Genomic DNA, 20,518 nt, shown 5'->3' on the forward strand with positions numbered 1-20,518 from the left:
CAATGCGCGCTAGCTTGCCGCAGTGCGCGCCGTTAGAATCGTCCGCATAGACGAAAAAGCAGGGGAAAGCAGATGTCAGGCAGCAGCATGGGACGATTGTTCACGGTAACTTCCTTCGGCGAGAGCCACGGGCCGGGCATAGGCTGCGTGGTGGACGGCTGCCCGCCGGGGCTGGCCTTGACCGAGGCCGACATCCAGCTGGAGCTGGACCGGCGCAAACCGGGCACCAGCCGCCACGTCACCCAGCGCCGCGAGCCGGACACGGTGGAAATCCTGTCCGGCGTGTACGAGGGCAAGACCACCGGCACGCCCATCGCGCTGTTGATCCGCAACACCGACCAGCGCAGCAAGGACTACGGCAATATCGCCGACACCTTCCGCCCCGGCCACGCGGACTATTGCTACTGGCACAAGTATGGCACGCGTGATCCGCGCGGCGGCGGCCGCTCCTCGGCGCGCGAGACCGCGGTGCGCGTCGCCGCCGGCGCCATCGCCAAAAAATGGCTGAGCGAGAAATACGGCATCGTCATCCGCGGCCACATGACGCAGATCGGCGAGGTGCAGATGCCGTTCAAGGGCTGGGAGCATGTGAATTCCAATCCCTTCTTCAGCGCCGACCCGGACGTGGTGCCGCGGCTGGAGGAGTATATGGACAGCATCCGCAAAAGCCTGGATTCGATAGGCGCGCGGCTGCGCGTGGTGGCGGACAATGTGCCGGTGGGCTGGGGGGAGCCGGTGTTCGACCGCCTGGACGCCGACATCGCCTACGCGATGATGAGCATCAACGCGGTCAAGGGGGTGGAGATCGGCGCCGGCTTCGGCTGCGTGACGCAGAAGGGCAGCGAGCACGGCGACGAGCTGACGCCCGAGGGCTTCGCCAGCAACCACGCCGGCGGCGTGCTGGGCGGCATCTCCACCGGCCAGCAGATAGCCGTTTCCATCGCCATCAAGCCCACCTCGTCCATCGCCCAGCCGCGCCGCTCCATCAACAAGCAGGGCGAGGCCGTCACCATGGAAACCCACGGCCGCCACGACCCCTGCGTAGGCATCCGCGCCACGCCCATCGCGGAAGCGATGCTGGCGCTGGTGTTGATCGACCACGCCTTGCGCCACCGCGCGCAGTGCGGCGACGTGAAGGTGGAAACCCCGCGAATTGCCGGCCGCATCGGCTAGAATTCTAACGGGATAGCGGCCGCCGGGGGAGGCGGCCGATTCAACATTGGGATTACATCATGCTGAAAAGTCTGATCGACGGTCTGACGGGGCGCTTGAAAAAAACGGGAACCGAGGAAAAGGACGCGGCGAGCGAGCCAGACTTTCCCAGCTCGACCACCATAGACCTGCCGCCAGAGCAGGCACCGGAAGAGTTGCCGGCCACGCTGGGTTTTGTCTCGCACCAGCCGGTGATGGACAAGCAGCGCCGGGTGGTGGCTTACGATTTCTTCGTGCGCCAGGGCAAGCGCAATATCGAGGCCGGCAAGCAGCAGGAGTTTGACCGCCTGTTGCTGGGGACGCTGCAAAACATGGACATTTTCAGGCTGCTGGCTTATCGGCGCGCCTTCGTCCACATCGCCATGACCTCGCTGGACGAACCGCTGCTGCGCAGCATGCCGGCCGGCAGCGTGATTTTCGTGCTGGAGGCGGTGCCGGGCATGGAAGTGTCCGAGTTCATGCTGTCGCAGCTGGACGACTTGCAGAAGCTGGGCCTGCGCTTTGCGCTGGAACCCGCCGCCTACGACCCCGCCACGCTGAGCCCGGGCCTGCAGGCCGACCTGTTCAGCCGCATGGACTATATGGTGCTGGATTTTGCCGGCCCGTCCACCCGCGTGTTGGCGCCCATTCTGGACCAATTGCCCAAGCGCTATCCGGCCGCGCGCTGGATGGCGCGCAATGTCGGCACGGCGGAAGACCTGGACGTGTGCCTGCGCGCGCCCGGGAACAACCGTTTCGCCCTGTTCCACGGCCCCTTCGTCAGCACGGCGCACTCGCTGGAGGGCGGCAAGGTGGACAATAGCCAGACCCGCGTGCTGCAGATCATGCGGCTGCTGCGCACCAACGCCGAGGCCAAGGAGGTAGAAGCCCAGTTCAAGCTGGACTCGGTGCTGCTGTTCAAGCTGCTGCGTTTCATCAATTCCCCCATCCATGGCCTGTCGCGCAAGGTGCAGACCATAGAGGAAACCCTGCTGCTGCTGGGCCGCGAGACCATGTTCAAGTGGCTGTCCATGCTGCTGTTCACCTCGCGCAAGGAAGACGGCAACGCGCTGGCCTTGTTGGAGAAGTCGTTGATCCGCGCCCGCTTCATGGAAAAGCTGGGCGGTTATCGCGGCAACAAGCTGGAGGCGGAGCACCTGTTCCTGACCGGCATGTTCTCGCTGCTGGACGTGTTGCTGAACATCCCCTTCCCGGATGTGCTGGACCCGCTGGAGCTGCCCTTGACGGTGCGGGAGGCCGTGGTGGAGCAGAAAGGCATCTTCGCGCCGCATCTGGCTCTGGCCCTGGCTTGCGAGCATGGCGACAATGTGCAGATCGAGGCCCAAGCCAAGGTGCTGAACTTCGAGATCGAACTGGTCAACCAGTATTATTTGGATTCCGTGGTCTGGGCGCAGGTGGTGTTGCGCGACAGCGAGGTGCACAACAACGTGGACGCGGTTTGAGCCGGCGGCAGCGCTCGCCTGAGCCGCCTGCGGGCGCGTTTCGCGCCGGCGCATCGTGGTTTTGTCCTGGCCGAGCATGACTAGGCGGGACGAAACGCCTCGATTTGACGAAACACCCTCCCGCGCCCCCCGCAAGCGTCAACCGCTTCTGGCGCGAAGCCGGGCGGGGTAGTGCAAGGAGAGCTCGTCGCCGGGCTCTCGTCCTGCCTGGCGTGTTTCGCCGGCGTCCGGATACGCGACGGACCCCGGCGGAAATGACTCAGGCCTTGCACAACATGGTGGGATCGCCTTCACCCGACTCCGCCATCCGTTCCAGGCCGGCCAGCACCTTGGCGCTCAGATGCTCCATCTCCTGCACCATGGCCGGCAGTCCGCCGTGATTGCCGTCATGGTGTTCTTGCAGGATTTTCTTGCATAGCTCGTGCAGGCGCACATGAGGGGCCTCGATCTCCTTGTAGCCGTTCAGCTGGGAAAAGCACGCCCGGCCTTCGCCCTCGTAATACCATGCGCCCAGGCGGCAGTCGTGATGCGAGGGCAGGTCGCCGGCATGCTCTTGGCCCAGCCCAAGCAAGACCTTGTAGACGCGGAACTTGAAGATGATGTGGTCCAGCTTGGCCAGCTCGCAGAAGCCGCGCAGCGCGGAGGAGGCCACCGCCTTTTCCATGTGCGAAGAAATGTCCAGCAGGCGGTGCATGGTTTCGGCCGCGCGCATCCCATCCTGGCTGTATTGGGAAGCCTGGCCGGCCAGCTCGTTCATCTGGCTGCGGCTGTTCGAGCTGCCGTCGCGTATCTGCTGCACCAGCGAGGCGATTTCCGAGGTGGCGTTAGCGGTTCTCTCGGCGAGTTTTCTCACCTCGTCGGCCACCACGGCGAAGCCGCGGCCGGTCTCTCCCGCGCGCGCGGCCTCGATGGCCGCGTTCAGCGCCAGCAGATTGGTCTGGTCCGCGATGTCGCGGATCAGTTGCAAAATGCTGCCCACCATCTGCGCATTGGCATCCAGCTTGCCGATATTGTCCGCCGCACCATGGGAGGTGACGGCCAGCTCTTCGAGATTGGCGGAAATCTTGTCCACCTCCACGCGGCTGGATTGGGAAATCTGCTGCGCATCCACCGCGCGGTCTTTCTCGCTGCGCATCTTGTTGGCCAGTACGCCCAGAGAGGACTGGGTCTCGGTCAGCGAGTGATAGAACAGGGAGAAGCTCTGCAGGATATTTTTGGCGTAGGCGGCTTCCGCTGCCGCTGCTCCGGCCTCCCGCTTGGCCTGCGCGATTTCTTCGTCTTTGAGCCGGCACTGCGCGCGCAGGTCATCCAACTCTTGCCGCAGCTTGGCCGTTTCCGCTTGCAGACCGTTATCTTTTTTCCAGAACATACTGTTCCCCGTCCATCGCATGTTATTTAAGGTGAAACACCTGGGGCGGTTGGCCTTTGAGGCCTGGCTCGGCGTGCGCTTGGGAAACGCCTCGATGCGTCCTGAAAGCGATCCCGGCGCGACCGCTCGGCAAACGACAACCGCCCCTAGCTCATCGTACACCGCCGCCATGCGGGCTGCCATCGGCATCGTGAGCCGGGCAGGGCGCAAATGGCGCGGGCCGGGCAGGGCGGCGCGGTTCTCGTCGCCGGCGGCCAGCGTGGGGCCGCGCCATCGGCTGCCCTCCGCCAAAAGGCGTAGCCCGGCCCCCTCTTCCAGCCAACGGCGGCGCCGGCCGTCTCACGATAACATGGGGTCCAATCGCTTCAAGAGGAGGCCGCCATGCTGACGGATCGTTACGGCCGTTCCATCGACTATTTGCGGCTTTCCGTCACGGATCGCTGCGACCTGCGTTGCAGCTATTGCCTGCCTAAAGGTTTCAAGGGCTTCGAGGAGCCCGCGCATTGGCTCCGTTTCGACGAAATCGAACGCGTTGCCGCCGCCTTTGTGCGGCTGGGCGTGCGCCGCGTCCGCCTGACCGGCGGCGAGCCGCTGCTGCGTCGCGGCCTGCCCGAGCTGGCCGGCAGGCTGTCGGCCCTGCCCGGTCTTGACGATCTATCGCTTTCCACCAATGCCACCCAGCTGGCGCGCCACGCCGAGGCGCTGCGCCGCGCCGGGGTCAGCCGCCTGAATGTCAGCCTGGACTCCTTGCGGCGCGACTGCGTGGCGGAGCTGACCGGCAGCGACAGCCTGCCCAAGGCGCTGGCCGGCCTGGCCGCGGCCAAGGCCGCCGGTTTCGAGCGGATCAAGATCAATATGGTCCCCATTGCCGGCGTCAACGACGGCGATATCGAGGCGATGGCGGAATTCTGCCTGCGCGAAGGCTTCGTGCTGCGCTTGATCGAGGCCATGCCCATGGGCAGCAGCGGCCGCCAGGCGCGGGGCAGCGCGCTGGCGCCCATCCTGGCGCGGCTGAGCCGCCGCTTCGAGCTGTCGGAGCTGAGCCGCAGCCTGGGCGGCGGTCCCGCGCGCTATTGGGGATCGCGCGACGGCCGCTTCACGCTGGGCCTGATCACGCCCATCAGCCAGCATTTTTGCGCCAGCTGCAACCGGGTGCGGATGTCGGTGGACGGCACCCTCTACCTTTGCCTGGGGCAGGAGCAAAGCTACCCGCTGCGTCCCATGCTGCGGGAAGGCTGCAGCGATGCCGAGCTGGAGGCCGCCATCCGCGCCGCCATCGAGCTGAAGCCGGAGAAGCATGACTTTGCCGAAGCGCCGGCCAAGGTGATGCGCTTCATGTCGCAGACCGGCGGCTAAAATCCGTTCACCCAAGTCTTGACCCGGCGCAGCGCCTTGGCCCTGGTTTGCCAACGGGGCTTGCCCGGCTACCTTTCAGGCGGCCCGCGCCGGCCGCTCATCCCATGCCGGCTGGCGCTTGGTCCGCCGTCGCCGGTCCCAGACTGGCGCAAGCCTTCTCCTTTTGGTGGATTGTCCGCGGTGCCGACTCGCGCTATGTTCATACCATCTTGACTAAAACCATCGGCGCAAGCGATCCCCGCCATTGTTCGGCCGCGGGGGGCAAGGGCCCTGGATCGAAAGCCGCATGAATCTTGCCAATGTCGCCGCCTATCTGTCGAAGCGCCTGCCCAGCCTGGCTAGCAGGCTGCTTGTCTTATCGCTGATCGCGCTGCTGGTGGTGCTGACATCCATCGCCTACAGCCTGGCCTTGTCTTGGCGGCTGGAAGGCGGCGCGGCGGCGATCAACGACGTGGGCAGCCTGCGCATGCGCAGCTATCGCATGGCTTATTTATTGTCGCAACACGCTTCCCCCGGCGTGATGACTGGGGAAGTCGTCAATTTCGACCAGACCCTGGCCCGGCTGCGGCGGGGCGATCCGGCGCGGCCGCTGTTTCTGCCGGACAACCAGGCTATCCGCGAGCAGGAAAGCCTGATCGAGCAGCGTTGGCGCGCCTCCATGCGCCCCATCCTGCAAACGGGCCGCGCCTTGAGCCAGGAGCAGCTGGAGGACTTCGTCTCCGATATCGATACCCTGGTCAGCCTGGTCGAGCATGACAACGAAACCAACACCAATCTGCTGCGCCTATTCCAGATGCTGCTGATCGCCATGGCCATCGCCGGGTCGGTGTGCATGGCCTATATGCTGTTCCTGATGGTGATCCACCCGGTGAACCGGCTCAGCCAGGCCATCGCCCGCCTGCGGGAAGGCGATCTGGACGCGCGGGTCACCGAGGACCGCAACGACGAGTTTGGCATGCTGGCGGCCGGATTCAACCAAATGGCGGAGAGATTGAGCGATTTGTATCACAATCTGGAAGGCAAGGTCCGCGAACAGACGCGGGAGCTGGAAGCGCAAAATCTGCGTCTGCAAACGCTGTACGACATGACGTCCTTCCTGCATCAGCGGCGCTCGCAGGAGGAAATCTGCCTGGGCTTCATCGGCCAGCTGATGAGGCTGACCGGCGCCGACGCCGCCAACGCGCGCCTGCTGGACGAGGCGCGCGGCAAGCTGGACCAGATCGCGCAGATCGGCCTGCCCGAGGACATGGCGAGCAAAGAAGAATGCATACCCAGCGACGCCTGCCATTGCGGCGAGGCGGTGCGCCAGCCCTTCGCCGTATTGCGGCAGATAGGCGAAATGGACGGCGCGGAAATCCGCCACTGCCGCCAGGCCGGCTTCGCCTCCATCGCCGTGTTCCACATCCGCAATCATCGCGAAGACCTGGGCATCTTCACCCTGTACTTCCGCCAGCCGCGCCTCCTGCCCGAGGCCGAGCAGGTCTTGATCGAGACCCTGGGCCAGCACCTGGGCGTGGCGATAGAAAACCTGCGCCTGAGCGCGCGCGAACGGCATTTCGCCGTGTCCGAGGAGCGCAATCTGATGGCGCAGGGCCTGCACGACAGCATCGCCCAATCGCTGTCCTTCCTGAACCTGCAAACGCAAATGCTGGAAGACGCGATGCAGCGCAGCGAGGAAGAACAGGCGCGCGAAAGCCTGGCCTTCATCCGCGCCGGCGTGCAGGAGTGCTACGAGGACGTGCGCGAACTGCTGCAGAACTTCCGCGCCCGCATCAGCAAGCAAGAATTCCCCGAGGCCGTGCAAACCTTGCTGCAGCGCTTCGAACAGCAAACCCGCGTGCCAACCCGGCTGGACATGCGCGGCGACGGCAAACCCTTGGACCCGCAGCAGCAATTGCAAGTGTTCTTCATCCTGCAGGAAGCCTTGTCCAATATCCGCAAGCACGCGGAGGCCAGCCTGGTCGAGGTGGAGATAGACAACGCCGCCAGCTTCCACATGCGCATCCGCGACAATGGCCGCGGCTTTGAGGCCGAGCGGCTGGAAACCATGTCGGCGCGCCATGTCGGCATGTCCATCATGCAAGAGCGCGCCAGCCGCATCCATAGTCAAATTCAAATCCGCTCCACGCCGCAGCATGGCACCACCGTGGAGTTGACCCTGCCCAAAGAGGAGCGCGTAGGCGCATGACACAAGCCATCCGAATCTTGCTGGTCGACGACCACACCCTGTTCCGCAGCGGCCTGAAGGCGCTGCTGCAAAGACAGGATGACTTTCAGGTCATAGGCGAGGCCGCCGACGGCCTGGAAGGCGTCAAACAGGCTGAGCAATTGCGGCCGGACGTCGTGCTGCTGGACCTGGACATGCCGGTGATGAACGGGCGCGAAGCGCTGGGGCAGATATTGAACGGCTGCCCCGACACCGCCGTGCTGATGTTGACCGTGTCCGAAGACGGCGATGACCTGGCCGAATGCATGCGCGGCGGCGCGCGCGGCTACCTTTTAAAGAACATCAACGCCGACTTCCTGCTGGACAGCGTGCGCCGCGCGGTGGACGGCGACAGCGTGCTGTCGCCGGAAATGACCGCCAAGCTGCTGGCCCAGCTGCGCCAGCCGGCCAGCGCCAAGACCAGCGAGCTGGACACCCTGACCCCGCGCGAGCGCGAAACGCTGAGCTGGCTGGCCCGCGGCGCCAGCAACAAGGAAATCGCCCGCGCGCTGGACTTGGCCGAGAGCACGGTCAAGGTCCACGTGCAGAACATCCTGCGCAAGCTGTCGCTGAGCAGCCGGGTGCAGGCGGCCGTCTACGCCGTCGAGCATGGGTTGGACAGGGCTTGAGCCTTGCCCGGTTTGATACCCCCGCAGCCATGCCATCGTGGCGCGGGGCGGCCAAAGCCAATCCGCGTGCCCCTCTCATGTGTTTATGAATTCAGCGTGGAATGAACATAAGTGATCCAGTGTTGCCAGTTACCTTAATTAGAACCGTTAACACAGTCAACAAGAATAGGGGAGTATAGATGAACGTATATGGAGATTTCTTTCTGAATATGACTCCAGATGAATGGGAATTCTTTTCACTGGATTTCTTAACCTCACTAGGCTACATGATTATTCGCTACCCATCTCGTGGACCAGATGGTGGCAGAGATGGGCTCGTTTCCTTAAATGGAAAGACCTACCTGGTTAGCTGCAAACATTATGCTGCGTCTGGAAAAGCTGTCGGGGTCAGTGATGAACATTCCATCTTAGACAGAATGGCGCAACATGGTGCGACTGGATTTATCGGTGTCTATTCAACAATGTTAAGCACTGGGTTGGATGAACGATTCCAACAGTTGAATCAGGCAGGCCATGAATGCGTAATTTATGACGGAAACATGATCTCAAACTATCTCCCGAAGATTTCGGCTTATGTGTTGCAGAAATATGGTTTACCTAAAGGGGTGAGCTATATGTTGCATGTCCATCCAAGCGACTATAGACCATTGCCATGTATGGGATGTGGTGTAGATATACTTCAAGATGAAATGATTCCTCTTTCAATGGCATTGGTATGCCTTGATAAAAATGAGCATTTAGAATACCTCTACGGATGTAAGCGTTGTCTTGCAAATCTATCAGATTTGGGGTGGGTAGATTTGTATCAGGCACTTCATTCAGAGGAAATAAACGGATGGATAGGTTATGTTAATGATCGGCTTGCCAAATACAATCCATCTGGAACTTTCTATAAACATAAGAGTGAGTTTGAGAGCGCAATTCAACAAAAGATGTTTCCTTCCAACTGGGGAAGATGGCTTTCATTGTAGAAGTTAGCTCAATTAATTATCCGGGGATGTCGGTGATTTAATCATGACGACACGAATTTACATGCTGATAAAAGTCTTTGACAAGGAAGAGTATGCAGATGCTTTCATCCAGAAGGGTGAATTGTTTTGCAGAACTCTAGGGGACTTTAAGAAGGCTGATGAGGAAGATGGACGAGGTGATAGGTTTGAAGCTGTCACAGATTGGCATCAACCTGATCAGATAAAGCTAGTCATCACCTACAAAGACAGTGACGGCATTGAAAAAAGCTTCCCAATTGAAAAGCTGGCAGGTCCCCTCGCCATCCAGAACAATGGCTATGACCGGCTCAATCTTTACTGCATGTATGCGGTTAAAGCCCCAGAATTTGAAGAGTCCTATGAGACAGAAGAAGAGCGAGTAGCCATCGTTGAGAGGATCAATCAGATGCTCAAGGAAAGAAGCACCTTGAGTGATGAGGTCCTTTCATTGGGCGAATTCGCAGTTGTGGTCTACCAAGTTGAGGACTTCATCGGTAGGGTGAAGAATGCCGCGCAAGAGAAAAACTTTGCTTGCTGGAATGGGCTGATCGGTTACTACGACCCTGATACATTTCATGGAAGCTTCAAGAAGCTTGAGAGCATTTTTCGAAAACGAAACATCTATGAACACCAGAATGAGTATCGCTTTGCCTTTGGTTCACACGAGCCTGAAGGGAGCAAAGTGGTTCATCTTGGTTCATTAGATGGAATCGCTATCAAAGTTCCAACTAGAGAAATAAATGAAAAGCTTCAACTAAAGCTTGTTGAGTGATGTTTAAATGAAAAAGAAATATATTTACTTGCCAAGTGATAAAAGCATCTCTAACAGGCCGTTGAAAACACGTCGATCTTGCCCCAACCCATTTCCGTATGAAAAAAATGGGCGGTTTCGCCGTGCACCACGGATTACCTCGTACCCCGGATATCAACCACTCACCGGCGGAACTCACGCCTGCGGCGCGATTCCGCCCTACGACAGCCGTAGGGTGGATGCCCCGCAGGGGCGATCCACCGCATCTACCCGGATAACACCACGGCCCTCTACGGGAAACGAAACGTGGTCCGCCCAAACAAAACGCCGCGCTCCCTCTCAGGATGCGCGGCGTTTTTCATGCCCAAGCGATCAGCCGCGCGGACGCACCAGCTGCCAGGCGCGGCCCAGGTAGGTCACGGCGCCGAAGCCGCTCCACACGTGCACCAGCCGGGTGAAGGGGAAGATCACGAACAGGCTCATGCCCATGAACAGGTGCAGCTTGAACACCGGCGAGACGGAGACGATGAAATCCGCCGCGTCGCCTCGGAATGTCACCACATGCTGCGCCCAGCTCATCAGCAGCACCATTTCGCCGCCGTCCCGGTGCTGGGCCGACACGAAGATGGTGGACAGGCCCAATAGCAGCGTGGCCAGTATCCACAGCAATACCAGCTTGTCGCGCCAGGTGGTGTTGGCCGCCAGGCGGTCGCACATCAAGCGGCGGTGCAGCAGCAGCGCGATGCCGATCAGGCACAGGCTGCCCATCAGGCCACCGGCGCTCATCGCCACCAGTTGCTTGAAGCTGTGGCTGACGCCCAGCGCTTCCCACACCGCCAGCGGCGTCAACAGGCCGGCCAGGTGGCCGAAGAACAAGCCGATGATGCCGAGGTGGAACAGGATATTGCCCAGCCGCAGCTGGCCGTGGTACAGCAGCTGGGACGACTCGCTCTTCCAGCTGTATTGCTCGCGCTCGAAGCGGATCAGGCTGCCCAGCAGGAAGATGGCCAGCGCGATATAGGGGTAGATGCCGAATACAAATTGATGAAGGTAGCTCATGGTTTTCTCCTGCATGGCGGAGAGCGGGCGGCATCGCCCCCTCTCCCCGGCCCTCTCCCGCGAGGGGAGAGGGGGATTTGGGTTCTACATGGCGGTCCAGGCACGGATCGCAGCCCTCAGAATGCCCTAGCCGTCTGCGGGTGGGGCTCCGGCGCTAATGCGCGCCCTGCGCCCTGGGGTAGAAATTGACCGGCGCGATGGCCGGCAGGGCCGGCTTCAGCAGCGGCTCCACGCCGTCCGCGCCGGGGCCGAAGGTTTCCAGCATTTCGTCCATGTCGCGGATGGGCGGCGCCTGCAGCGGCTCCGGCTTGACCGGCGACAGCGTCAGCAGCGCGTCGAACAGGCCGGCGTACACCGACTCCGCCGCGTTCAGCTTGGCGGCCACATGGCCGATCACGTGCACCGCGTCGCCCAGCAGCCGCGCGGATTCGTCCTTGTCGCACTGCCCCAGAAACTCCAGGAACAGCGGCAGGTAGTCCGGCAGCTCGTTGCATGTCGGCTCGAAGCCATGCCGGCGGTACTCGGCCAGCAGGTCCACCATGGCCTGGCCGCGGGCGCGGTCCTCGCCGTGGATGTGCTCGAACAGATGCAATGAGTGGGACGGGTTGCGGTCGAAGGTGCGCACGTAGCGCTCCTGCAGCTCGATCAGGTCCTCGTTCTCCAGCGCCTGCAGCAACGGCTCCAGCAGGCTGGCGGTTTGCAGGTGCTCGGCCGCTTCGGCGCGGATCTCGTCCACCGCGGCGATCAGCTCGGCCTCCGGGTAGCACAAGAGAGCGGACAGAATGGCGTGGATGCGCATGATGGTCTCCTAGTTGCCGGCGTTGGCCTTGCGGTCGCGCCGCATGTCGTGGAACACGATGGGCGTGGCCTTTTTCTTGCCGAACAGGCTGGCGTCGGACTCGCCGCCGGAGCAGCCGTTGCCGAAGCTGAAGCCGCAGCTGGCCTTGTCCTCGAAGGCGTTCTCCACCATTTCCTTGTGGCTGGACGGAATCACGAAGCGGTCTTCGTAATTGGCGATGGCCATCACCTGGTACATCTCTTCCACCTGGCTTGCAGTCAGGTGGGTGCCGGCCAAAGCGGACGCGTCGCTGACCTTCTCCACGCTCTTCTTGCGCATGTAGCGACGCATCGCCACCATGGTTTCCAGCGCCTTGACCACCGGCTCTTCCTTGCCGGCCGTCAGCAGGTTGGCCAGGTACTTGATCGGTATCCGCAGGCTTTGCACGTCCGGAATGATGCCGCCCTCGCCGATCAAGCCGTTCTCCATCGCGCTCTGGATGGGCGACAGCGGCGGGATGTACCACACCATCGGCAGCGTCCGGTATTCCGGGTGCAACGGGAAGGCCACCTTCCACTCCATCGCCATCTTGTAAACCGGCGAACGCTTGGCGGCGTCCAGCCAGCTTTGCGGGATGCCCTGCTTCAGCGCCTCGGCCGCGATGGCCGGGTCGTTCGGGTCCAGGAACAGGTCCAGCTGCGACTGGTACAGGTCCTGCGGATTTTCCACCGCCGCCGCCTGTTCGATCTGGTCGGCGTCGTACAGCAGCACGCCCAGATAGCGGATGCGGCCGACGCAGGTTTCGGAGCACACGGTGGGCTGGCCGGACTCGATGCGCGGGTAGCAGAAGATGCACTTCTCGGCCTTGCCGCTGGTCCAGTTGTAATAAATCTTCTTGTACGGACAGCCGGACACGCACATCCGCCAGCCGCGGCACTTGTCCTGGTCTATCAGCACGATGCCGTCGTCCTCGCGCTTGTAGATGGAGCCGGACGGGCAGGAGGCGACGCAGGCCGGGTTCAGGCAGTGCTCGCACAGCCGCGGCAGATACATCATGAAGGTGTTTTCGAAGGCGGAGTACATCTCCTTCTGGATGCCTTCGAACAAGGCGTCCTTGGCGCGCTTGGAGAACTCGCCGCCCAGATCGTCCTCCCAGTTCGGGCCCCACTCGATCTTGTCCATCTTCTTGCCGGTCAGCACCGACACCGGACGCGCGGTGGGCGGCGTCTGCATCTGCGGCGCGTTCTGCAGATGCTCGTAGTCGTAGGTGAAGGGCTCGTAGTAGTCGTCGATGGCCGGCAGATTGGGGTTGGCGAAAATATTGGCCAGTATCTTCAACTTGCCGCCCTGGCGCGGCTCCAGCTTGCCGTCGGCGCGCCGCTTCCAGCCGCCTTGCCACTTGTCCTGGTTTTCCCAGTCCTTGGGGTAGCCGATGCCGGGCTTGGTCTCCACATTGTTGAACCAGGCGTATTCGATGCCGTCGCGGCTGGTCCACACGTTCTTGCAGGTGACCGAACAGGTGTGGCAACCGATGCACTTGTCCAGGTTCAGCACCATGCCGATTTGCGCGCGTATTTTCATTGCATTTCTCCGTAGGGCGGAAGCCTCGCAGAGGCGTTCCGCCTTACTTTGCTGATCAGTATTCGGTAGCCGGGCTTATTCGGCGGAACGCCCCGTTGGGGCTTCCACCCTACTGGGTTCGTCCATCCAGTCGACTTTGTCCATCTTGCGCACCACCACGAATTCGTCGCGGTTGGCGCCCACCGTGCCGTAGTAGTTGAAGCCCCAGGCCAGTTGGGCGTAGCCGCCTATCATGTGGGTGGGCTTGGTCACGGCGCGGGTCACCGAGTTGTGAATGCCGCCGCGCTTGCCGGACACCTCGGCGCCCGGCACGTTCACGATCTTTTCCTGGGCGTGGTACATCAGCGTCATGCCTTCCGGCACCCGCTGCGACACCACCGCGCGGGCGGTCAGCGTGCCGTTGACGTTGAACACCTCGATCCAGTCGTTGTCGGCGATGCCGGCCTTGGCGGCGTCGATCTCGGACAGCCAGACGTGAGGCCCGCCGCGGCTGAGCGTCAGCATCCGCAGATTGTCGGAATAGGTGCTGTGTATGCCCCATTTCTGGTGCGGGGTGATGAAGTTGAGCACCAGCTCATGATTGCCGTTGCCGTGCTTGCCCAGCACCGCCTGCGTGGTCTTCAAATCCACCGCCGGCTTGTACACGCACAGGCCTTCGCCGAAGGCGCGCATCCACTGGTGGTCCTGGTAAAACTGCTGGCGGCCGGTCAGCGTGCGCCACGGGATCAGCTCGTGGACATTGGTGTAACCCGCGTTGTAGCTGACTTCTTCGCTCTCCAGGCCGGACCAGGTGGGCGAGGAAATGATCTTGCGCGGTTGCGCCTGCACGTCGCGGAAACGGATGGTGTCGTGCTCGCGCGGCTTGGCCAGGTGGGTGTGGTCCAGGCCGGTGATTTTGGACAGCGCGTCCCAGGCCTTCACCGCCACATGGCCGTTGGTCTCCGGCGCCAGGGTCAGAATCATCTCCGCCGCGTCGATGGCGGTCTCCAGACGGGGCTGGCCCTTGCCGGCGCCGCTCTGCGCCACTTTATTCAGGCCGCGCAGGATGTCCACCTCATGCGCGGTTTTCCAGCCTATGCCCTTGCCGCCATTGCCGGCCTTTTCCAGCAGCGGGCCGATGGTGGTGAACTTGTCGTAAATCGCGCCGTAGTCGCGCTCCACCACCGTCATCGCCGGCATGGTCTTGCCCGGCACCGGTTCGCACTCGCCCTTCTTCCAATCCTTGGGATCGAAAGGCTGGCCCAGCTCCTGCGGGCTGTCGTGCATCAGCGGGGTCAGCACCAGATCTTTCTGCACGCCCAGGTAATCCTTGCCGATCTCGGACAGGCTCTTGGCGAAGCCCTTGTAGATTTCCCAGTCGCTCTTGGCCTGCCACAGCGGCTGCACCGCTTCGGACAGCGGGTGGATGAAGGGGTGCATGTCCGAGGTGTTCAGATCATCCTTTTCGTACCAGGTGGCGGTGGGCAGCACGATGTCGCCGTACAAACAGGTGGTGGACATGCGGAAGTCCAGCACCACCATCAGGTCCAGCTTGCCCTCGGCCGCCGGACGGACGGTGATCTCGCTCGGCTTGATGCAGTCGTCTTCGCTGCCCAGCACCGCGTTCTGAGTGCCCAGCAGATATTTGAGGAAATACTCGTGCCCCTTGCCGGAGCTGCCCAGGATGTTGGAGCGCCACACGAACAGATTGCGCGGGAAATTCTGCGGGTTGTCCGGGTCGTTGCAGGCCATGTCCAGGCGGCCGGCCTTCAACCCCTGCACCGTGTAGTCCACCGGGTCCAGGCCCGCCTCCGCGGCGGCGCGGGTGATGTCCAGCGGGTTGGCGGACAGCTGCGGCGCGGACGGCAGCCAGCCCATCCGTTCGGCCTTGGCGTTGTAATCGATCAGCGACAGGCCGGCCATCTTGCCGTCGGCCGTCGGGCACAGAATCTCGCCCACGCCCAGCTTTTCATGCCGCCACTGGCTGGTATGGGCGTAGAAGAAGCTGGTGCCGTTCATTTGCCGCGCCGGGCGGTTCCAGTCGCCGGCGAAGGCCAGCGGCGCCCAGCCGGTTTGCGGGCGCAGCTTTTCCTGGCCCACGTAGTGGCACCAGCCGCCGCCGCTCTGGCCGATGCAGCCGCACAGCATCAGCATATTGATGATGCCGCGGTAGGTCATGTCCATGTGGTACCAGTGGTTCAGCGCCGCGCCGACGATGACCATGGACTTGCCCTGGGTTTGGTCGGCGTTTTGCGCGAACTCGCGCGCCACCTGGATCACCATCTCCGGCTTCACGCCGGTGTGTTTTTGCTGCCAGGCCGGCGTGTACGGCGCGTCATCCATATAGCCGGACGCCACATTGCCGCCGCCCAGGCCGCGGTCTATGCCGTAGTTGGCCGCCATCAGGTCGAACACCGTGGCCACCAGCGCCTCGCCGCCGTCGGCGAGCCTGATCTTCTTCACCGGCACATTGCGGGTCAGCAGCTCGTCGTGCTCGGAACCGAAATACGGGAAGCCGACGCCGACCACCTCGTCACGCTGCTCGATCAGCGACAGGCGGCCGCACACCTCGCGGCCGCTGGCGCCGTCCTTCTGCTCCAGGTTCCACTTGCCGGCCCTGCCCTCGGCCTGGCCCCAGCGGAAGCCGATCGAGCCGTTGGGCGCGACGAGGTCGCCGCTCTGCTCGTCGAGCAGCAGGGTTTTCCAGTCCGGGTTGTTGTCTTCGCCCAGCTGGCCGTCAAGATGGGAGGCGCGCAGGAAGTAATCCGGCAGCCAGCGCTCGCCGTCGCGGCGCAGCGTCACCAGCATAGGCATGTCGGTGTAGCGGCGGATGTAGTCGGTGAAGTAGGCCGACGGGCGATCCAGGTGGAATTCCTTGAAGATCACGTGGCCCATGGCCATCGCCAACGCGGCGTCGGTGCCCTGCTTGGGCGCGAGCCAGATGTCGCCGAACTTGGCCATTTCGCCGAAGTCCGACGACACCGCCACCGTCTTGGTGCCCTTGTAGCGCACCTCGGTGTAGAAGTGGGCGTCCGGGGTGCGCGTCATCGGCACATTGGAGCCCCACACCATCAGATAGGTGGAGTTGTACCAGTCGGCGGACTCGGCCACGTCGGTCTGCTCGCCCCAGGTTTGCGGGCTGGCCGGCGGCAGGTCGCAATACCAGTCATAGAAGGACAGCGGCACGCCGCCTATCAGGCTGAGGTAGCGGCTGCCGGCGGCGTAGGACACCATGGACATGGCCGGAATAGGCGAGAAGCCGATGATGCGGTCCGGGCCGAACTTCTTGATGGTGAAGGCATTGGCCGCCGCGACGATCTCATTAGCCTCATCCCAGCTGGCGCGCACGAAGCCGCCCTGGCCGCGGGTGGATTTGTATTGCTTGGCCAGTTCCGGCGTCTGGCTGATCTTTTCCCAGGCTTCCACCGCGGACATCGTCTTGCGCGCGTCGCGCCACAGCCGGGCCAGTTGGCCGCGGATCATCGGATATTTGACGCGCTGGGCGGAGTACACATACCAGCTGTAGGAGGCGCCGCGCGGACAGCCGCGCGGCTCGTGATTGGGCAGGTCCGGACGGGTGCGCGGGTAATCGGTCTGCTGGGTTTCCCAGGTGATCAGGCCGTTCTTCACATACACCTTCCAGCTGCAGGAGCCGGTGCAGTTCACGCCGTGGGTGGAGCGGACGATCTTGTCGTGCTGCCAGCGCTGGCGGTAGGCGTCTTCCCAGCCGCGGTCTTCGTGCACCACCGCGCCGTGGCCGTCGGCGAAGGTGCTTTTGACCTTGCCGAGGAAATTCAGCCTGTCGAGAAAATGGCTCATCTTGCCTCCATGCGCGCCGGGGAACCCTGCTTCGAGTCGCCGCCGCCCGGCTGCCGGTACGGGTTGCGATAGTCCTTAGCCTACCGTTCGCCCACCCGCGGCCCAATCGGCCAGTAGGGGTGAATAACGCCTGCAGAGGGAGGGGGACGGCTAAGCCATAAGGAGTAGTCCGGAGTAGCGCGAAAGCCGGACGTGAAAAAAGCGCCCGCAGGCGCTTCTTTCCCGTTAACGATCGCTCTCTCAGCAGCGCACCTCCGCGTTTTTACGCGCGTAGTACCAGCCATTGATCAGCAAGCAGCTCACATAGAAGGCGATGAACACGTAGAGCGCGGCGTCCACGCTGCCGGTCAGCTCGATGGCGGTGCCGTAGCTCTTGGGGATGAAGAAGCCGCCATAGGCGCCGATGGCGCTGGTGAAGCCCAGCACGGCCGCCGCTTCCCGCGTGGCATCCTGCTGCGCCTGCTTGCGCGCCGCCTCGTCGGGCCCCGCCATGCGCTGATGCAGCTTCAGGAAGATGGCCGGCACCTGCATGAAGGTGGAGCCGTTGCCGATGCCGGTCAGCGCGAACAGGCACAGGAACATGGCGAAAAAGCCGTAGAAATTGCCGCCCTGGCCGTGATGCGGCAGGAAGAAGATCACGCCCAGCACCGCCAGCGCCATCAAGGCGAACACCGCTTGCGTGACCTTGGCGCCGCCTATCTTGTCGGCCAGCCAGCCGCCCAGCGGCCGGGTCAGGGCGCCCACCATGGGTCCGAGGAAGGCATAGCGCGTAGGGTCCATCGCCGGGAACTGGCCTTTCATCAGCAGCGGGAAGCCGGCGGAGAAGCCGATGAAGGAGCCGAAGGTGCCGACGTAGAGCCAGCACATCAGCCAATTATGCTTGCGGCTGAAGATCACCGCCTGCTCGGAGAAAGAGGATTTGGCCGAAGCCAGGTCGTTCATGCCGAACCAGGCCGCCAGCGCGGACAGCGCAATGAACGGCACCCAGACGAAACCGGCATTCTGCAGCCACACCTGCTTGGACAGCGCGCCCTTGGCCCAATGCTGCGGGTCGCCGCCCAGCTGGCCGAACAGGCCCATGGTGATGACGATGGGCACCACGAACTGCACCACGGACACGCCCAGATTGCCCAGGCCGGCATTCAGGCCCAGCGCGGTGCCTTTTTCCGCCTTGGGAAAAAAGAAGCTGATATTGGCCATGCTGGAGCTGAAGTTGCCGCCGCCGAAGCCGCACAGCAGGGCCAGGATCACCATGGTCACATAGCTGGTGCCCGGGTCCTGCACCGCGAAACCGATTCCCACGGCCGGAATCAGCAGGCTGGCGGTGGAAATGGCCGTCCACTTGCGGCCGCCGAAGATGGGCACCATGAAGGAGTAGAAAATGCGCAGGGTGGCGCCGGACAAGGCCGGCAGCGCCGCCAGCCAGAACAGCTGGTTCTGGCTGTAGGCGAAGCCGATATTGGGCATGTTCAGCACCGCCACGCTCCATACCTGCCAGATCACGAAGGCCAGCGTCAGCGCCGGAATCGAAATCCACAGATTGCGCCGCGCCACCGGGCGGCCCTGTTGCTGCCAGAAAGCGGGCGCTTCCGGCTCCCAATGCTTGATCAGATACGTCATGACACTCTCCCGCGCCGCGCTCAGCCGCGCTCGTTCGTCAAAGGAATGGCGGAGACCGGCGCGCCCGCGCGCGTCTGAGCCTTGTCCGCCGATTTGTAGGAAAAATGCATCCACACCAGGCTCACGCACACGGTGCCGTACAGCAGCATGAAGGCGCTGGAGCGCACGCCGGTCAGGTCCAGCAGCGCGCCGAACAATATGGGCAGCAGAAAACCGCCCAGGCCGCCGGATAGGCCCACCACGCCGGACACGGCGCCTATGGAATCCGGGAATTCATCGGCGACGGATTTGAACACCGAGGCCTTGCCTATGGCCAGCGCCACGCCCACCAAGAACAAGAGGCTGGTAAACAGGTAGACGTTCAGGCCGATATGCAGGCTGAACGGCCCGTTTACCGTGGCGACGCGCATCTCGGTCTGCGGATAGGACAACAGGAAGAAGGCCACCCAGCACACCCACATCACCGCCCAGGTAACGCCGCGGGCGCCGAAGCGGTCGGACAGATAACCGCCCGCCGCGCGCAGCACGCCGCCCGGCAAGGAGAAACAGGCCGCCAGCAAGGCCGCGTGCTTGAGGTCCAGGCCATATTCGCCGACGTAGTACTTGGTCATCCACAAGGCCAGCGCCACATAGCCGCCGAAGACCACGGAATAGAACTGGCAATAGCGCAGCACGGCCGGGTGCTTCATCAGCGCCAGCTGCTGGCGCAGCGTGACGGCGGACGACACCTTGTGCGCCTGGTCGCTGAAAGAAAACAGCCAGAACAGGATGGCGGCGGCCAGCATGATCAGCGCGTAGGCGGTGGGCACGCTTTGCCAGCCCCAGGCGACGATCAGCGCCGGCGCCACCAGCTTGGTCAGGGCCGAGCCGGCGTTGCCCGCGCCGAAAATGCCCATCGCCAGGCCTTGCTGCTCCTTGCGGAACCAGCGCGCCACATAGGGCGTGCCGACCGAGAAGGAGCCGCCGGCCAGACCGACGAACAGGCCCCCCAGCAGGAATTCCCAGTAGGCGGTGGCGAATTGCAACAGATAGATGGGCGGCACGCAGCAGAGCATCAGCGCGAACATCACCGGCCGGCCGCCGTAACGGTCGGTCCAGATGCCCAGCGGCACGCGGATCAGCGCGCCGGTCAGCACCGGCGTGGCGGCTAAAATGCCGAACTCGGTTTCATTGAGGCCCAGCTGCTGCTTGATCGGGATGCCCAGCACCGCGAACATCATCCAGACCATGAAGCAGAGGGTGAAGGCCAAGGTGCTGCTGGCCAGCACGCTGTAGCGTTGAACGTTTGCGGATGCCATGACGCCGCCCCGGATAGTGGATACGGCTGTCACGATACGGTTTGCGCCGGCAAGGCGGTATTCGCCGGAGGCAGGGCCTGCTGCGCGCTAAAGACGGAGGTGGCTCCGCCTGGTGGATGAGGCGGGACTAGTTATTTTGGCGGAATGCAGAGGGGCGGGAGGTATTTGGATTGTTGAGCAGAAGAAAAACAAAAAAGCCCTGATTGCTCAGGGCTTTGATGCGTTCTACTGGCGGAGAGGGAGGGATTCGAACCCTCGGTACGCTTGCACGTACGCCTGATTTCGAGTCAGGTACATTCGACCACTCTGCCACCTCTCCAGCGGTCAGTCGAGGTGCGCATTATGTCCGCGCGAACCTTTGCTGTCAATAGTCGCTTCTTATTTTTGCCCAAGAAAAACGCCACCGCAAGGGTGGCGCAGAGGGGGGCGG

14 protein-coding genes, 1 tRNA gene and 1 pseudogene are annotated in these 20,518 nt (G+C 62.7%); 7 read left to right on the forward strand and 9 right to left on the reverse strand.

Annotated elements, in window-relative coordinates; all coding sequences use genetic code 11:
• The first annotated feature begins 72 nt into the window (after positions 1 to 72).
• Together aroC and FYK34_RS01560 are read left to right on the forward strand one after the other, a co-directional pair.
• Complete coding sequence (gene aroC / locus FYK34_RS01555; protein WP_149294745.1) at positions 73 to 1,173, forward strand: chorismate synthase; 1,101 nt, start codon at positions 73 to 75, stop codon at positions 1,171 to 1,173.
• Between the two features lie 59 nt (positions 1,174 to 1,232).
• Positions 1,233 to 2,654, forward strand: coding sequence for an EAL and HDOD domain-containing protein (locus tag FYK34_RS01560; protein ID WP_149294746.1), 1,422 nt, complete (start codon positions 1,233 to 1,235; stop codon positions 2,652 to 2,654).
• A gap of 259 nt (positions 2,655 to 2,913) precedes the next feature.
• Here the strand turns inward: FYK34_RS01560 and FYK34_RS21135 are convergent, their stop codons facing one another.
• Positions 2,914 to 3,366 carry a CZB domain-containing protein gene (locus tag FYK34_RS21135; RefSeq protein ID WP_407923600.1) on the reverse strand — a complete coding sequence of 151 codons (453 nt, stop codon included), beginning with the start codon at positions 3,364 to 3,366 and terminating at the stop codon, positions 2,914 to 2,916.
• A 3-nt stretch (positions 3,367 to 3,369) separates the two neighbouring features.
• Positions 3,370 to 4,212 (reverse strand): annotated as a pseudogene (locus FYK34_RS21140) (methyl-accepting chemotaxis protein); the annotation flags it as partial.
• A 192-nt stretch (positions 4,213 to 4,404) separates the two neighbouring features.
• Here FYK34_RS21140 and moaA point away from each other — a divergent pair.
• From moaA to FYK34_RS01590, 5 genes are all read left to right on the forward strand, one after another.
• The gene (gene moaA, locus FYK34_RS01570) at positions 4,405 to 5,379 is read left to right on the forward strand and encodes a GTP 3',8-cyclase MoaA (protein WP_149294748.1); all 975 of its coding nucleotides are present in this window, start codon (positions 4,405 to 4,407) and stop codon (positions 5,377 to 5,379) included.
• Positions 5,380 to 5,665: 286 nt separating this feature from the next.
• Positions 5,666 to 7,567 carry a type IV pili methyl-accepting chemotaxis transducer N-terminal domain-containing protein gene (locus tag FYK34_RS01575; RefSeq protein WP_149294749.1) on the forward strand — a complete coding sequence of 634 codons (1,902 nt, stop codon included), beginning with the start codon at positions 5,666 to 5,668 and terminating at the stop codon, positions 7,565 to 7,567.
• Complete coding sequence (locus FYK34_RS01580) at positions 7,564 to 8,214, forward strand: response regulator (protein WP_149294750.1); 651 nt, start codon at positions 7,564 to 7,566, stop codon at positions 8,212 to 8,214. The genes FYK34_RS01575 and FYK34_RS01580 overlap by 4 nt, the downstream gene beginning before the upstream one ends.
• Before the next feature lie 179 nt (positions 8,215 to 8,393).
• Complete coding sequence (locus FYK34_RS01585) at positions 8,394 to 9,185, forward strand: restriction endonuclease (protein ID WP_149294751.1); 792 nt, start codon at positions 8,394 to 8,396, stop codon at positions 9,183 to 9,185.
• Positions 9,186 to 9,246: 61 nt separating this feature from the next.
• Positions 9,247 to 9,975, forward strand: coding sequence for a hypothetical protein (locus FYK34_RS01590; protein WP_149294752.1), 729 nt, complete (start codon positions 9,247 to 9,249; stop codon positions 9,973 to 9,975).
• Between the two features lie 351 nt (positions 9,976 to 10,326).
• Here the strand turns inward: FYK34_RS01590 and narI are convergent, their stop codons facing one another.
• The 7 genes from narI to FYK34_RS01625 form a co-directional block, all read right to left on the reverse strand.
• The gene (narI, locus tag FYK34_RS01595; protein WP_114072484.1) at positions 10,327 to 11,013 is read right to left on the reverse strand and encodes a respiratory nitrate reductase subunit gamma; all 687 of its coding nucleotides are present in this window, start codon (positions 11,011 to 11,013) and stop codon (positions 10,327 to 10,329) included.
• Positions 11,014 to 11,167: 154 nt separating this feature from the next.
• Positions 11,168 to 11,812, reverse strand: a complete 645-nt coding sequence (narJ, locus tag FYK34_RS01600; RefSeq protein WP_149294753.1) for a nitrate reductase molybdenum cofactor assembly chaperone — start codon at positions 11,810 to 11,812, stop codon at positions 11,168 to 11,170.
• Positions 11,813 to 11,821: 9 nt separating this feature from the next.
• On the reverse strand, positions 11,822 to 13,372 hold the full coding sequence (gene narH, locus FYK34_RS01605) for a nitrate reductase subunit beta (protein ID WP_149294754.1): 1,551 nt from the start codon (positions 13,370 to 13,372) through the stop codon (positions 11,822 to 11,824).
• 75 nt (positions 13,373 to 13,447) lie between these two features.
• Complete coding sequence (locus FYK34_RS01610) at positions 13,448 to 17,170, reverse strand: nitrate reductase subunit alpha (protein WP_149294755.1); 3,723 nt, start codon at positions 17,168 to 17,170, stop codon at positions 13,448 to 13,450.
• Between the two features lie 240 nt (positions 17,171 to 17,410).
• Positions 17,411 to 18,790 carry a NarK family nitrate/nitrite MFS transporter gene (locus FYK34_RS01615; protein WP_149294756.1) on the reverse strand — a complete coding sequence of 460 codons (1,380 nt, stop codon included), beginning with the start codon at positions 18,788 to 18,790 and terminating at the stop codon, positions 17,411 to 17,413.
• Between the two features lie 20 nt (positions 18,791 to 18,810).
• On the reverse strand, positions 18,811 to 20,088 hold the full coding sequence (locus FYK34_RS01620) for an MFS transporter (RefSeq protein WP_149294757.1): 1,278 nt from the start codon (positions 20,086 to 20,088) through the stop codon (positions 18,811 to 18,813).
• Positions 20,089 to 20,317: 229 nt separating this feature from the next.
• Positions 20,318 to 20,407, reverse strand: a tRNA-Ser gene (locus FYK34_RS01625).
• Positions 20,408 to 20,518 lie beyond the last annotated feature (111 nt).

It is taken from the genome of Chromobacterium paludis (assembly GCF_008275125.1).
Classification (GTDB): Bacteria; Pseudomonadota; Gammaproteobacteria; order Burkholderiales; family Chromobacteriaceae; genus Chromobacterium; species Chromobacterium paludis.